Below are 14220 nucleotides of genomic sequence, written 5' to 3' on the forward strand. Positions count from 1 at the left end.
TGTGAACAGGGGAGGTCAACTCCCCCGCGCGGGTGCCCAGTCGACCCACCCTAGCCACTTCGCGCATGTTCCACCGGAAAATGCCCGAACGCTCACTCGCCGCACACACGTTGCGTAGTTTGGCGGTCACTCAGCCGGACCCCAGGCGGGAGGGGAGCGACGGTGCCCGGAATCGACGAGTGCTTGCTGGAGACGATGCGACTGCCAGGTGCCCGGGGGGCGGCGCTCGTGGACTGGACGAGCGGACTGGCCCTGGGCACGGTGGGCGACCCCCCGGGAGGTGACCACGAGACGGCGGCCGCCGAGGCGGCGGAACTGGCCCGGCTGGCCGCCGAGCAGCAGGCGTTCGGCCCGGAGGACGGCGGCGACGCCGCGGACCCCCCGGTCGAGGACGTGATCCTCAGCAACCGCGACAGCTACCACGTGCTGCGGTTCGTGCCGACGTCGTTCGACAGCAGCGTGTGCCTGTACCTGTGGCTGGCCCGCTCGGACGGCAACCTCGCGCTGGCCCGCATCCGGCTCGGCGAGATGGCCGAACGGCTGGTGCTGGGATGACCGTCGTCGCCGGCACCCCGCCGCCCCGGCTGCCGGTCCGGGACCGGCAGGCGGCCCTCCGGGAGGCCCGGGGGGTGGTCTCCCCGATGCTGACCCGGCTCGCGGACGAGCGCGCCACCGGCGTCCTGCACCGCGAGCACGGCACGCTCCACCTCGTCGACGGCCGGGTGGTGCACGCGGAGAGCCCGCTCGCCCCCAGCCTCGGCGCGCTGCTCACGGCCCACGGCGGTCTCGACGCCACCGCGTGGCGGGACGCCGAGGACACCGCCGACGAGGCCCATCTGCTGCGGCACGGCATCACCCCCGGCGTGCTGGAGCTGGCCCAGGTCAGCGCCCTGTACGACGCGGCGTACTTCGCGCTCGCCCCGAGCAGCACGCCCGGCCGCTTCCGGTACGGCGGCGCGCACTGGCTCGCCGCCGTGCACCCGGTGCCGGTGGACGACCTGGAGCGCGAGACGCTGCGCCGGCGCGCCCTGCTCCGCGCCATCTGGCCGGACGCGGCGATCGACGGCGCGCCGCTGGTGCGGGCCGACCCGGTCGCGGCGCCCTCGGTGCCGTCCCGGCAGGCGGCCGTCCTGGCCCGGGTGGACGGCGTCCGCAAGGCCGTGGACATCGCGCGGGAGCTGGGCAGGCCCGCCTTCCACACCCTGGTGCATCTGCGGCGGCTGGCCGCGGCGGGCCTCGTCTGCGCGCGGACACCGCCCCACCAGGACCATCCGTCCGACGGCGCCGGCGATCCCTATGTCGCGCTGCTGAAGAGGGTCAGGGATGCGCTGGAGGCCCTTTGACCGCAAACCCTTCGAGGACCGCGACACGGCGGACGGGCTGCCCCGCCCGCCCCAGCGGTCCCGTGCCGAGAGGAGAAAACTGATGGCGGCCGAGGCCGCTCTACTCGACGAGTTCCGCCGGCTCAGAGCCCGGGTGCCCCAGCTGACCGGGGCCCTGGCGGCCGGCGTCGACGGCCTCGTCCTCGCCCACGACACCCCCGGCGTCGAGCCGGACGGTCTGGCCGCGCTCACCGCGGCGGCGCTCGGCGTCGCCATGCGCGTGACGGACGCGACCGGCCGGGGCGACTTCCGCGAACTGCTCATGCGCGGCACCGACGGCTATGTCGCCACCTACGCCGCCGGCCGCACCGCCGTGCTGACGCTGCTCGCCGAGGACGGCGTCAACGTCGGCCGGCTGCACCTGGAGGGCCGCCGCGCCGGCGCCCGCATCGGCGAACTCGTCGACGCCGACGCGGCCCTGCCGAAACGGACCCCGGCCAAGAGCTCCGCGAAGGAGCCCGCCAAACCCATGCCCACCCGTACGAGAAGCACGCGCGCCGCGCGGACCGCCGCGAACGCGCGCACCACTACCGAAAGTTGAGAGGACACCACGTCATGGCCAACACCGAGACCGCTCTGAAGGAATGCCTCGCGTCGATCGAGGGGGCGACCGGCGTCGCGCTCGTCGACTACACCAGCGGAATGGCCCTCGGCACCCTGGGCGGCAGCAAGACGTTCGACCTGAACGTCGCCGCCGCGGGCAACACCGACGTCGTCCGCGCCAAGATGCGCACCATGGAGCACCTCGGCCTCAAGGGCGGCATCGAGGACATCCTGATCACCCTCAGCGACCAGTACCACCTGATCCGGCTGATCACCGGACGCGGTGGCAACGGTCTCTTCATGTACCTGGTGCTCGACGCCAAGCGCGCCAACCTGGCCATGGCCCGGCACCAGCTGAAGAAGATCGAGGAGGAGCTGGAGGTCTAGAGACCGCCCCGGAGGATCTCTACACCAGCGCCGCGGTGCGGCGGCGGGCCCCGCCCGGGGCCGCGTCGCCCGCGGCGATGCCGGTGGTGCGGAAGCCCTTCACGGCCTTGCCGGCCGGGCGGCCGGCCCTGGCGTCCAGCCAGTCGACCCGCACCCACAGCAGGACGCCCCCGGCCAGCTCACGGCGGCCCACCCAGGCCGCCTTCAGCCACAGCCCCGCCCCGCAGCCCGCCAGCAGCAGCCCGCCGGCCACCGGCACCGCGAACGCGGAGGCCACGGCGGCGGCGAGAGCGAGCAGCAGCCACCAGCGGTGGCCCCGGCGCCAGGCGCGTACGCTCACCGCCCGGTCCTGGAGCACGTCCTGCTTGGCGGCCCGCGCGGCCGACCCGATCAGCGCGGCGTACCGTCCGCGGCGGGCGAGAGCGACGACGGCGAGGGCCACGAGGAAGAGCGCGGCCCCGGCTAGCGCGCCGATCCGGCGCCCCGTCAGGCCCGGCACCAACGCGCCGACACCGGCCGCGCACACCCCGGTCCACCACAGCGGCGCGGCCCCGGCCCGTACGACGACGGCCACCCGAGCCAGCCCATGTCCTCCACCGCGCACCACGTTCAGCCTCCCGTCTCGTGGTCGTCCAGACGTCCGTGGCGGGCAGATTAGCCAGCCAACGTGAGACGAGCCTTAAGAACCCACGAGTTGAGAACCCCTGGCACACGGGGACGGGTTCACTCCACGAACAGCCCCCGTGCCGCCGCCCGCGCGTCGAACTCCTCCAGCCGCGCCTGGGCGTCCGGCAGGTCGTCGCACATGGCCTCCAGCAGGACCCGGCCCAGCAGCATCGGCGCGCAGGCGGTGTCGAAGGCGAGGCCGGTGCCGACGGCCGCGGGCAGCAGCAGGTCGGAGGCGCGGGCGACGGGCGCGAACGCCGAGTCCGCCACGGTGACGACGGTCAGCCCGGCGTCCTTGGCGTAGGCCAGGGTGTCCACGACCTCGCGCGGGTGCCGGGGCAGCGCGAAGCAGAGCAGGGCGCTCGCCCCGGCCCGGACGGCGGCGTCGATCCGGTCCTGGAGCATGGTGCCGCCCTCGTCGAGCAGCCGGACGTCCGGGTGCACCTTGGCGGCGAAGTACGCGAAGCCGTACGCCTGGGCGGCGGCGGCGCGCAGCCCGAGGACGGGCAGCGGACGGGAGGCGGCGAGGACGCGTCCGGCGCGCTGCACGGGACGCGGGTCGGCGAGCGCCTCGGCCAGGTGCCGCAGGTTCTCGATCTCCGCCTCGACGGCCTGCTGGTACTCGTTGTACGAGCCGGTGTCCGGCGCGGGCTCGGCGGGCGCGACCTCGCGCAGGTGCCGGCGCAGCGCCGGGTAGCCGTCGAAGCCGAGGGCGACGGCGAAGCGGGTCACGGACGGCTGGCTGACGCCGGCCAGTTCGGCCAGCTCCACACTGGACAGGAACGGCACGTCGGCGGCCCGGCGCACCATGCTGTGCGCGATGCGCCGCTGGGTCGGTGTCAGCCGGTGCCCCTCGAACAGGGTCTGGAGCCGCGCGGCGGGGCCGTCCGTCCCGGTCGTGTTCCTGTCGGCGCTCATGCCGCGCTTCCCCTCCAGAGGTCGGTGAACCGGTCGAGCAGGGCCGCCGCCGCGGTCACGTCGCCGGTGAGCGGACGGTCGGCCGGGTCGTCGTCGAGCACCGTCTCCGCCAGCGCCAGCGCCCGGCCCGCCGGCAGCGCGGGGTCGGGCCGCAGCTCGCGCTGGCGCAACGCCCTTACGGCGGAGACGAGTTCGCAGCCGACGACGAGACGGTACGCGTCGCACGCGCGCAGTGTCTGCCGGGCGGCGAGCGAGGCGAAGCTGGCCTGCTCCTCCACGCCCCGGGAGAGTACAGCGTGCCCGAGGGAGGCGGGGGCGGAGAACGCGCGCAGATCGCCGAGGGCGGCCCCGGCGGCGTACTCCAGGATCATCACGCCGGACGCGGCGGGCGCGGAGTCGGCGAGGAACGGGCGCAGGCGGGTGAAGGCCGGTTCGTTGAGGGTCGAGAGCCGGGACGTCGACAGCCGGGCGACCTGCATGAGCGCGAGCCTGAAGTGGTCGAGGGCGAGGGCGAGCTGGGCCTGGTAGAAGCCGCCGTGGTGGTAGGCGGCCATGTCCTCGGGGGAGATGAGGGGGTTCTCGGCGGCGGCGTTCATCTCCACCGTCAGGATGTGTTCCAGGGCGTCGGCGGCGTCGTGCGCGGGGCCGTGGATCTGGGGCAGGCAGCGGAAGCCGTACGGGTCCTGGATGCGGCCGAGCGGCGGGGTCGGCCGGTCGTCGGCGCCGATGAACCGGCGCATCCGGCGGGCGACCTCGGCGCTGCCCCGGTGCGGCCGGGCGGCGTGCACGGGCGCGGCGTACGCCTCGTGGGAGCCGTCGACGGCGAGCAGGGAGAGGGCGGCGACGACCTCGGTGGCGCCGACGAGTCCGCGCAACTCGTGCAGGGCGAGGGCGGCCTGGCCGAGGGTGAGGGCGTTGCTGCTGATGAACGCGAGGGCGTCGTTGTTGTCGAGCGGCAGCGGGGCGGGGGCCCCGGAGCCGCGCCAGGGTTGTTCTCCGGCGAGCGCGAGGCCGGCCTGGGCGAGGGCGGCGATGTCGCCGGTGCCGACGGAGCCGAACTCGTTGACGACCGGGTGGGCGCCGCTCTCCAGTGCCTCGCACAGGGCGGTGACGACGGCGGGGCGCAGTCCGGCACCGCCCGCGAGCAGCTGGTTGGCCCGTATGGCGAGCATGGCGCGCACCTGCCGGGCGGGTACCTCCGCGCCGATGGCACCGGCGTGGCTGCGCAGCAGCCGCAGCCCGTGCCCGGCGGCGGCCTCGGTGGGCACGGGTTCGTTGCGGTTGGCGCCGACCCCGGTGGAACGGCCGTAGACCCGGCCGGTCGCGGCGATGAGGCGGGCGGCGTCCCAGGACACCTCGGCCCGCTTGAGCGCCTCGGGCGCGGGCACCGGCCGCGCGGCGCCGTCGGCGAGGCGCACGACGTCCTCCACGCCGAGCCCGGCCCCGTCGAGGACGACCGGCCCGGCGCGCCGGGGGGACGGGACACCCGGCAGATCCACGCACCGCGACCCCATCGACCAGCACTCCCCTCACGCCGCTATTCAGCTAGGAAGAACTCTGCATGACACTATGCAGGCGGGCAAGGGACGGCTCGGGTCGCGGCCTGTGCGTCCGGCCGGCGCGATGCGGCTGCATGTCGTTGCGCGCGGGGCAGGTCCAGGTGCCGACAGTGCTGCCGCGAGTATCGGCGGCTACGGCCTCGAACGGCACGCGCGGCACCGTATGTCAGTCGACGTCCTCGAGGACGGAGGTCTCTTCGTCGGTGAGGCTGTCGAAACAGGACGCCTTCGTCGCCATGGCGGTGGATTCGACCCAAGGGCCCATGCTGCTGTGCCGGGCGTTCAGGATCCAGCCCCGCTTCTTGTACGTGGCCATGACGTAGACACCGCCGTTCTTCGTCGGCACGTCCTCGGTGGGCGTCGTCTCCTTCCAGCCGTGGGCGCCCAGGTCGGCCAGCATGGCGGCGAACTGCCGACGGGCCTTCGCAGCGGTTGCCTCGGAGGCACCGGTGGCGTCGTCGGACGACCAGGTGACGACACAGGGTGACAGCCGGGCCGCGAGGGCTGCCACCTTCCGCGCCTTCTCCGTGGCCGCCGCTCCGGCCTGGTGGCGGGGCTTCGGATAGCCCGCTTCGGTCTCTCCCCCGGGGAGACCGGCCGCCACGACGGCGGCCTCCATCTCCCGGCGTACGGTGTCCTGCCCGAAGGGCGCCTGCGTCGAGGGCACGGCGGCGGATCGGGTGGGGCGTCCATCGGCGTCTGCGCAGCCGGCGACAAGCACCAGCCCGGCGACGGCCGCCGTCCATCCGGCTCCGCGCGCAACGCGACTCACCAGTCTCGAACCAGAAGCGGTAACCCCCGGTGGGATCCCTGCTGTGGAGCGCGTCATGGGGATCTCCTTCCCGGTGACCGACGACGGACGATAGCAATGCGTGCTGCGCGCACGGCGGCCGCCCGGTCGGCGGGCGGGGCTTCCCCCGGTGGGAAACGGGGGTTGTCCCCAGTGCGTGGGGGGCCCGGCGCTCCCTACCGTGGGCGTATGACGGCAATGGACGCGCAGGGCCCCGAGCTCAAGAAGGAACTCGACGCGACGCTGCAGGCCCGCAGGGAGCTCGGCGAGGAGTACGAGTCCGCGCTGGTCGACTCGTTCCTGGAGAAGGTCGACCAGCGCATCGACGGCGCGGTCGAGCGCCGGCTCCGGCGGCAGCAGGCCGAGCAGCAGATGACCGCGGCCCGGGGCGCGCGGTCGTCCCGGGCCACGGACAGCTGGGGCGAGCGCTTCGGCTTCGGCATCGTCTCGCTGGTCCTGGCGATCCCGCTGTCGGCCATCGGCGGCGGCATCGCCCATCTGCCGGGGCTGCTGGTCGCCTGGGCGGGGATCGTCGGCGTGAACGTCGCCCAGGTCGTGCGCACCAACCCGGGGCTGTTCCGGGGCCGGCGCCACGGGTCCGGCAAGGGCGACGACGCCTGGGAGGACTGAGAGGTTTATGCGCGGGGACCGCCGCACCCCCGTCACCGGGGGGCGGGACGACGGCGGTCCCCGCGAGGGACGTCGGCCGGGTCAGGGCCAGGTCTCGACGTCCGGGCGTCCATGGAGGTCCGGGAGCCGCTCCGGAGGTCCTTGGACGTTCGGTGCCGGCTCGGGCGGGGAGCCGCTCCCGCCCGCCTGCCGACACCCATCAATGTGCCGGACGCGTGTTAAGCGTGTGCTGCGCGGACGTGACACGCTCGTACCACTTCGGCGACGGCCAGGGCCGCCGGCCGCCGGATGTTCGCCGCAGGCCGGGCCCGTTCACCGTGGATTCGCCGCTACTTCCCGCCCTTGGCCAGGAAGGCCAGCAGGTCCTGCCGGCTGATGACCCCGGTCGGCTTGCCCTCGACGAGCACGATCGCGGCGTCCGCGGTGCCCAGGACCTGCATGAGGTCCGCGACCGGCTCGCCGGAGCCGACCTGCGGCAGCGGGGCCGACATGTGCTTCTCCAGCGGGTCCTCCAGCGAGGCCTTCTTGGTGAAGAGGGCGTCCAGCAGCTCGCGCTCCACGACGGAGCCCACGACCTCGGCGGCCATCACGTCGGGGTGACCGGCGCCCGGCTTCACGATCGGCATCTGCGAGACGCCGTACTCGCGCAGCACCTCGATGGCCTCGCCGACCGTCTCGTCGGGGTGCATGTGGACGAGGGACGGGATGGCGCCGTGCTCCTTGTCGTTGAGGACGTCGGCGACGCGGGCGTTCGGGCCCTCGTCCTCCAGGAAGCCGTAGTCGGCCATCCACTCGTCGTTGAAGATCTTCGACAGGTAGCCGCGGCCGCTGTCGGGCAGGAGCACGACCACCACGTCGTCCGGGCCGAGCCGCTCGGCCACGCGCAGCGCGCCGACGACCGCCATGCCGCAGGAGCCGCCGACGAGCAGACCCTCCTCCTTGGCGAGGCGCCGGGTCATCTGGAAGGAGTCCTTGTCGGACACCGGCACGATCTCGTCGGCGACGGTCCGGTCGTAGGCGGTGGGCCAGAAGTCCTCACCGACGCCCTCGACCAGGTACGGCCGGCCGGAACCGCCGGAGTACACCGAGCCCTCGGGGTCGGCGCCGATGACCTTCACCTTGCCGTCGCTGACGTCCTTCAGATAGCGGCCGGTGCCGGAGATGGTGCCGCCGGTGCCGACGCCCGCCACGAAGTGGGTGATCTTCCCCTCGGTCTGCTCCCACAGTTCGGGGCCGGTCGAGTGGTAGTGGGAGAGCGGGTTGTTCGGGTTGGAGTACTGGTCCGGCTTCCACGCCCCGGGCGTCTCGCGCACCAGCCGGTCGGAGACGTTGTAGTACGAGTCGGGGTGCTCGGGGTCGACGGCGGTCGGGCAGACCACGACCTCGGCGCCGTACGCGCGCAGCACGTTGATCTTGTCGGTGCTCACCTTGTCGGGGCACACGAAGATGCACTTGTACCCCTTCTGCTGGGCCACGATGGCCAGCCCGACACCGGTGTTGCCGCTGGTGGGCTCGACGATGGTGCCCCCGGGCTTCAGCTCACCGCTCTGCTCCGCCGCCTCGATCATGCGCAGGGCGATGCGGTCCTTCACGGAGCCGCCCGGGTTGAAGTACTCGACCTTGGCCAGGACGGTGGCCTGGATGCCCTTGGTCACGTGGTTGAGCCTCACCAGCGGGGTGTTGCCGACGAGGCTGATCATCGAGTCGTGGAAATGCACCGTTGTCTCCGGTAGCTGCAAAAGATGCGGTCGTAGTGGTTCCGCCAGCCTATGGCCTGCACGAGACCCGTGAAGGTCGTTCACGCCCCGTGGGGATTGGGCCACCGTCCGTGCGGGGCAAGCAGTTGATGTACGGCTACGAGGAGGTGGCGGCGACGCATGACGAGCATGTCCAGGGCACGGGTGGCCCGACGGATCGCGGCGGGCGCCGCGTACGGCGGGGGCGGTATCGGTCTGGCGGGCGCGGCGACCGTCGGCCTGCTGCTCGCCGAGGTGCGGATGGCCAGGCGCCACGTCGGCAACGGCTCGACGAACCACGTCCCGAACGCCGACGGCCGCTACGGCCGCCTCTACGACGCCCCGGGTGGGACCGCGCTGCGCCTGACGCTGCTGGGCGACTCGACCGCCGCCGGGCAGGGCGTGCACCGGGCGGGGCAGACCCCGGGGGCGCTGCTGGCGTCGGGGCTGGCCGCGGTGGCGGAACGCCCGGTGGTGCTGCGGAACGTGGCGCTGCCGGGGGCCTGCTCGGACGATCTCGACCGTCAGGTGGCCCTGGTGCTCGCGGACTCCGCGGCGCCGCCCGACATCTGCGTGATCATGGTCGGCGCCAACGACGTCACCCACCGGATGCCGCCGACACGTTCGGTCCGGCATCTGTCGTCGGCGGTCCGGCGGCTGCGCACGGCCGGCGCGGAGGTCGTCGTCGGCACCTGTCCCGACCTGGGCACCATCGAGCCGGTGCAGCAGCCGCTGCGCTGGCTGGCCCGGCGGGCCTCGCGGCAGCTGGCCGCCGCCCAGACGATCGGGGTGGTCGAGCAGGGCGGGCGCACGGTGTCGCTGGGCGACTTGCTGGGCCCGGAGTTCGAGGCGAACCCGCGCGAGCTGTTCGGCCCCGACCACTACCACCCCTCCGCGGAGGGGTACGCGACCGCGGCGATGGCGGTGCTGCCGACCCTGTGCGCGGCGCTCGGCCTGTGGCCCGCCGACGAGGAGCGTCCCGACGTCACCCGCCGCGAGGGGTTCCTGCCGGTCGCGCGCGCCGCCGCCGAGGCCGCGTCGGAGGCCGGTACGGAGGTCACGGCGGCGATGCCGACCGGGCCGAAGGGACCGTGGGCGCTGCTGAAGCGCCGGCGCAGGCGCAGGCTGGGAGAGGCGGAGCCGTCACCGGCCGGCCCGGCGGGCGTACGGGAGGCTCCGTGAGCCACGCGGTGGCGCGATAAACAAAGCAAGCGCACAAAGCAAGCGCTTAGACAATTGCGGTCAGGGTCACACCCCGATACCCGTGACCGTCCGCGTACGGACGGGTAACTTCCCTCACAGCCCTGCCCGACCCACCGGTACGCGCACCCTCCGCCGGCGCCCCCGCAACGAGGTGCCGCGCGCCGCGCCCTTCGACTGGAGCCGTGATGCCCGAAGCCGTCATCGTCTCGACCGCCCGCTCCCCCATCGGCCGCGCCTTCAAGGGCTCCCTGAAGGACCTCCGTCCCGACGACCTCACCGCCACGATCATCCAGGCCGCCCTGGCCAAGGTGCCCGAGCTGGACCCGCGCGACATCGACGACCTGATGCTCGGCTGCGGCCTGCCCGGTGGTGAGCAGGGCAACAACCTCGGCCGGATCGTCGCCGTGCAGATGGGCATGGACCACCTGCCGGGCTGCACGATCACCCGTTACTGTTCCTCGTCGCTGCAGACGAGCCGCATGGCCCTGCACGCCATCAAGGCCGGTGAGGGCGACGTCTTCATCTCGGCCGGTGTCGAGATGGTCTCCCGCTTCACCAAGGGCAACTCCGACTCGCTGCCCGACACGCACAACCCGTTCTTCGCCGAGGCCGAGGCCCGCACCGCCGAGGTCGCCCAGCAGGAGGGCACCACCTGGCACGACCCGCGCGAGGACGGCCTCGTGCCGGACGCCTACATCGCGATGGGCCAGACCGCCGAGAACCTGGCCCGCTGGAAGGGCGTCACCCGCCAGGACATGGACGAGTTCGGCGTCCGCTCGCAGAACCTCGCCGAGGAAGCCATCAAGAACGGCTTCTGGGAGCGCGAGATCACCCCGGTGACCCTCCCCGACGGCACCGTGGTCAGCAAGGACGACGGCCCGCGCGCGGGCGTCACCCTGGAGGGCGTGCAGGGCCTCAAGCCCGTCTTCCGCCCCGACGGCCTCGTCACCGCCGGCAACTGCTGCCCGCTGAACGACGGCGCCGCCGCCGTCGTCATCATGTCGGACACCAAGGCCCGCGAGCTCGGCCTCACCCCGCTCGCCCGCATCGTCTCCACCGGCGTCTCGGGCCTGTCCCCCGAGATCATGGGCCTCGGCCCGGTCGAGGCGTCCCAGCAGGCGCTGCGCCGCGCCGGTCTGGGCATCGACGACATCGACCTGGTCGAGATCAACGAGGCGTTCGCCGCGCAGGTGATCCCCTCCTACCGCGACCTCGGCATCCCGCTGGAGAAGCTGAACGTCAACGGCGGCGCCATCGCGGTCGGCCACCCCTTCGGCATGACCGGGGCCCGCATCACCGGCACGCTCATCAACTCCCTCCAGTTCCACGACAAGCAGTTCGGTCTGGAGACGATGTGCGTGGGCGGTGGCCAGGGCATGGCCATGGTCATCGAGCGCCTCAGCTGACCCCGCCGGCGACCCCTGCGTAGTCGCCTCACGACCGAGTGTGAGCCGTCGGCCCAGAACCCGGGAAACCCCTTGGTTCTGGGCCGATTTGTGATCCAATCTCCCTCAGGATGTGACCTATCTCCCTCGTTGGAGGTATTCACGCAGCTCAGAGCCGTTGCACCACCCGCCCCCCGAGCCAAAGACCTGTCCGGTTCGTGACGTTACGCACTGACAGCTGGATGGTCCGCCCTTCAAGCTGATGTAGGAAGTCGGGGGTCGACTTTGAACCGGGAGTACGTCAGTGAGCGCCATGCCGATCGCCCTGCTGCTCATCACGGCCGCCACCGGCGCCGTGGGCGTCGCCGTCCTGCGCACCCTCTTGGTGCTGCGCGGGCAGGTCGCGGCGCTGCACGCCGAGCTCGCCCGGGGCAACGCCGCCGCGGGCCGTGTCCCGCAGGCCCGGCTCTCCGCCGACGCGGACGAGATACGCGCGGCCGTCGCCGAAGCCCTCGCCGAGGAGCGGGAGCGGGAACTGGCCGAGGCGCGTGCCTTCTGGGCCGCGCAGGAAACCCGGGACGGCTCCGACGGCCCCACGCTGCTGGGCCTGGCCGACAGTGAGCTGTTCCTGCCCCGGCAGGCCGACCTCGCGGGCCTCGACCACCTCGAGCCGGTCGCCGAGCCGGCCGACGCCGACGAGTTCTCCTCCAAGGACCTCGTGCAGCCGGGCACCCCGACGGAGTCGCCCGAGCTGGCCGCCGCCCGCCGCCGGCACCCCTCCCACCCGGACTTCGTCCCGGTGCAGTCGCCCGTCGTGAACGACCACGAGCGCACCGTGGCCACCCTGGAGGACCTGGCCGCCTCGGCCATCGCGCTGACGGACGTCCGCCCCGGCCCGCTGGGCACGCTGGACGTGTACGTGTTCGCCGACGGCACCACGCTGTGCATGACGCCGGGTCACCGCGAGACGGCCGAGCGGCTGGCCGAGGCCCTGCGCGCCGGCGAGACGCCGGTCCTGCTGGGCGGCTCGGGCATCTCCGGGGCGTACACGCTGACCTTCGCCTGCGGTGACGAGAACGTCTACATCCTGGCCGACCGGGTCATAGCGTCCCTGTAGCCGGGCGGTCCGGGGCCGCTCAGACCCCGGCGCGCTTCTGCGCCTCCTCCACCAGCCGTACCGCGTCCTCGACCTCGTCGTCGGCCGTCAGGACGACGGCCAGGTCGTGCACGGCGACGGTGATCTGGTCCGCCGCGGCGAACATGCCGGCGTCCGGCATCTCCCGGGGCTCGGACCCCGGTTCCTCCAGCAGCTGCGCCCGCCGGGACAACTCCCGGGCCAGGCTCAGGGCTTCGCTCGCCGCCGAGCGCTGCAACCGGCTCTGCGGGGCGGCCCTCAGACGATCGGCGAAGTGATCCACGGCACGGGTCAGGGGCGTCGTATCAACCACGGACCCAACCTACGCGCCGCGGCGGGACTGTTGCCAACGGGCTGACGCTCAGGCACGGTGACCTGAAGGACCGGCTTACATCCCCTGCGTTCGGAGGCGCCGATGTCCCAAGTCTTCTCCGAGGAGACCCATCGCAACCTGCTCGCCCGCATCCCCCATTGCACCGGTCGTGAAGTGTCCGACTGGCTCCGTGCCGTCGAAGAAGGCCCCGCTCTCTTCAACTTCGAGGAGAAGGTCAGCTGGCTCCGCCACGAGCACAACCTCGCGTACGGCCACGCGAAGGCGATCATCCATGAGTACGACCTGAGGAGGGCCGCGCGCAAACTGCTCTGAGGCCGCAGGCCGGGCACACATGCGCGCCACGACACGCGAAGGGCCCCGGGTGGGAACCCGGGGCCCTTCGGCGTACGACCGTGCGTGATCAGTCGCTGCTGTTGAGGATCGCGATGAGACGCAGGAACTCCATGTAGATCCAGACCAGCGTCAGCGTGAGGCCGAAGGCCGCCAGCCAGGACTCCTCGCGCGGAGCGCCGTAGGCGATGCCGTCCTCGACCTGCTTGAAGTCCAGGGCGAGGAAGCAGGCGCCGAGCAGGATGCCGATGACACCGAAGAGGATGCCGAGCGGGCCGCTGCGGAAGCCGAGGCCGTCACCGCCGCCGAACACGGCGAACAGCAGGTTGATGGCCATCAGGACGATGAAGCCGAGCGCGGCCGCCATCACGAAACCGACGAAGCGCCGGTTCACCCGGATCCAGCCGGCCTTGTAGGCCACCAGGACCGCGGCGAAGACCGCCATGGTGCCGAGCACCGCCTGCATGGCCGCACCGCTGGCGATGCGGTTGTCCACGACGCTGGAGACGACGCCGAGGAACACGCCCTCGAACGCGGCGTACGCCAGGATCAGCGCGGGCGAGGCCTTGCGCTTGAAGGACTGGACGAGCCCCAGCACCATGCCGATGAGGCCGGCGCCGATGGCGATGCCGTACGAACGGCTGATGTTCGCGTCGTCGACGGGCAGCGTCGCCCAGGCGAGGGCCGCCGTGACGATCAGCACGCCGAGCGTGGTGCCGGTGCGCATGAGGACGTCGTCCATCGTCATGCGGCCGGTCGTGGCGGGGGCCTGCGGCGCCCCGTACTGAAGGTCCTGCTGCGCGTAGGGGTTCTGCGCGTACGGGTTGCCGGCCTGCGGCTGGGCGTAGGGGTTGCCCTGCGTGCCGACAGCGGCGCCCCCGGCCTGCGGCGCGGCGTTGAAGCCCGCGTAGCCGTTGTCGCGGCTGAACCCCCGTCGCGAGAAGACCGGGTTGCTGCTCCTCATTTCACTCCTCCATGGCCACCGTGCGCGGCCTTGGCTCAAGAGTAATGGATTGGCAAAGGATCGACCCTAATACCTGGGGAGGATCTTTCCCTCTTCGTGCTGGCCAACACGCTACGCGTCCGGGTGATTCCCGGCCATGACCGGGAGCGTTCATGACCAGACTGGAACGCGCCCGGAACCTGACGGAGATCACCCGGTCGCCGTACGGCCGTCCGGGGCGGTCACGAGACGGGACGGACCGGGAACCCGGGGAAGAGC

Annotated in this window: 16 protein-coding genes; 9 read left to right on the top strand and 7 right to left on the bottom strand. The window is 72.8% G+C overall.

The features are described 5' to 3' along the window. Nucleotides 1-162 precede the first annotated feature (162 nt). From F8R89_RS14580 to F8R89_RS14595, 4 genes are all read left to right on the top strand, one after another. Nucleotides 163-555, top strand: a complete 393-nt coding sequence (locus tag F8R89_RS14580) for a hypothetical protein (protein ID WP_055624228.1) — start codon at nucleotides 163-165, stop codon at nucleotides 553-555. Then, entirely contained in the window at nucleotides 552-1343 is a 792-nt protein-coding gene (locus tag F8R89_RS14585; RefSeq protein ID WP_151784384.1) for a transcriptional regulator, read from the top strand. Before F8R89_RS14580 ends, F8R89_RS14585 begins: the two co-directional genes overlap by 4 nt. An 82-nt stretch (nucleotides 1344-1425) precedes the next feature. Further along, a complete protein-coding gene (locus F8R89_RS14590) occupies nucleotides 1426-1923 on the top strand; it encodes a roadblock/LC7 domain-containing protein (protein WP_151784385.1) in 498 nt (165 codons plus the stop codon). A gap of 14 nt (nucleotides 1924-1937) precedes the next feature. Then, complete coding sequence (locus F8R89_RS14595; RefSeq protein WP_151784386.1) at nucleotides 1938-2312, top strand: hypothetical protein; 375 nt, start codon at nucleotides 1938-1940, stop codon at nucleotides 2310-2312. A gap of 19 nt (nucleotides 2313-2331) precedes the next feature. Here F8R89_RS14595 and F8R89_RS14600 read toward each other — a convergent pair whose 3' ends face one another. The 4 genes from F8R89_RS14600 to F8R89_RS14615 all read right to left on the bottom strand — a co-directional run bounded on the left by F8R89_RS14600 (nucleotide 2332) and on the right by F8R89_RS14615 (nucleotide 6122). Further along, complete coding sequence (locus F8R89_RS14600) at nucleotides 2332-2886, bottom strand: hypothetical protein (protein ID WP_225994395.1); 555 nt, start codon at nucleotides 2884-2886, stop codon at nucleotides 2332-2334. Between the two features lie 149 nt (nucleotides 2887-3035). Further along, complete coding sequence (locus F8R89_RS14605) at nucleotides 3036-3896, bottom strand: MurR/RpiR family transcriptional regulator (protein WP_151784388.1); 861 nt, start codon at nucleotides 3894-3896, stop codon at nucleotides 3036-3038. Further along, entirely contained in the window at nucleotides 3893-5410 is a 1518-nt protein-coding gene (locus F8R89_RS14610; RefSeq protein ID WP_151784389.1) for an aromatic amino acid ammonia-lyase, read from the bottom strand. The genes F8R89_RS14605 and F8R89_RS14610 overlap by 4 nt, the downstream gene beginning before the upstream one ends. Before the next feature lie 211 nt (nucleotides 5411-5621). After that, a complete protein-coding gene (locus F8R89_RS14615) occupies nucleotides 5622-6122 on the bottom strand; it encodes a hypothetical protein (protein WP_151784390.1) in 501 nt (166 codons plus the stop codon). Nucleotides 6123-6443: 321 nt separating this feature from the next. Here F8R89_RS14615 and F8R89_RS14620 point away from each other — a divergent pair, with 321 nt between their 5' ends. Then, complete coding sequence (locus F8R89_RS14620; RefSeq protein WP_192806366.1) at nucleotides 6444-6875, top strand: hypothetical protein; 432 nt, start codon at nucleotides 6444-6446, stop codon at nucleotides 6873-6875. A 329-nt stretch (nucleotides 6876-7204) separates the two neighbouring features. On the opposite strand, the gene F8R89_RS14625 is transcribed toward F8R89_RS14620, so the two are convergent. Beyond that, nucleotides 7205-8593: a cystathionine beta-synthase gene (locus F8R89_RS14625; protein WP_151784392.1), complete on the bottom strand. Its 1389-nt coding sequence runs from the start codon at nucleotides 8591-8593 to the stop codon at nucleotides 7205-7207. 159 nt (nucleotides 8594-8752) lie between these two features. On the opposite strand from F8R89_RS14625, the gene F8R89_RS14630 reads away from it, so the two are divergent. The 3 genes from F8R89_RS14630 to F8R89_RS14640 all read left to right on the top strand — a co-directional run bounded on the left by F8R89_RS14630 (nucleotide 8753) and on the right by F8R89_RS14640 (nucleotide 12316). Beyond that, nucleotides 8753-9793, top strand: a complete 1041-nt coding sequence (locus F8R89_RS14630; protein ID WP_151784393.1) for an SGNH/GDSL hydrolase family protein — start codon at nucleotides 8753-8755, stop codon at nucleotides 9791-9793. Between the two features lie 206 nt (nucleotides 9794-9999). Beyond that, nucleotides 10000-11220, top strand: coding sequence for an acetyl-CoA C-acetyltransferase (locus tag F8R89_RS14635; RefSeq protein ID WP_151784394.1), 1221 nt, complete (start codon nucleotides 10000-10002; stop codon nucleotides 11218-11220). Nucleotides 11221-11503: 283 nt separating this feature from the next. Then, nucleotides 11504-12316, top strand: coding sequence for a hypothetical protein (locus F8R89_RS14640; protein WP_151784395.1), 813 nt, complete (start codon nucleotides 11504-11506; stop codon nucleotides 12314-12316). Between the two features lie 19 nt (nucleotides 12317-12335). Here the strand turns inward: F8R89_RS14640 and F8R89_RS14645 are convergent, their stop codons facing one another. Beyond that, entirely contained in the window at nucleotides 12336-12647 is a 312-nt protein-coding gene (locus tag F8R89_RS14645) for a hypothetical protein (RefSeq protein WP_225994396.1), read from the bottom strand. Nucleotides 12648-12749: 102 nt separating this feature from the next. Here F8R89_RS14645 and F8R89_RS14650 point away from each other — a divergent pair, with 102 nt between their 5' ends. Then, complete coding sequence (locus tag F8R89_RS14650; RefSeq protein ID WP_037888320.1) at nucleotides 12750-12980, top strand: DUF4287 domain-containing protein; 231 nt, start codon at nucleotides 12750-12752, stop codon at nucleotides 12978-12980. Between the two features lie 88 nt (nucleotides 12981-13068). Here F8R89_RS14650 and F8R89_RS14655 read toward each other — a convergent pair whose 3' ends face one another. Then, complete coding sequence (locus F8R89_RS14655; RefSeq protein WP_151784396.1) at nucleotides 13069-13962, bottom strand: Bax inhibitor-1/YccA family membrane protein; 894 nt, start codon at nucleotides 13960-13962, stop codon at nucleotides 13069-13071. Nucleotides 13963-14220: the final 258 nt, after the last annotated feature.

Origin of the sequence: Streptomyces sp. SS1-1, assembly GCF_008973465.1 — a bacterium.
Classification (GTDB): Bacteria; Actinomycetota; Actinomycetes; order Streptomycetales; family Streptomycetaceae; genus Streptomyces.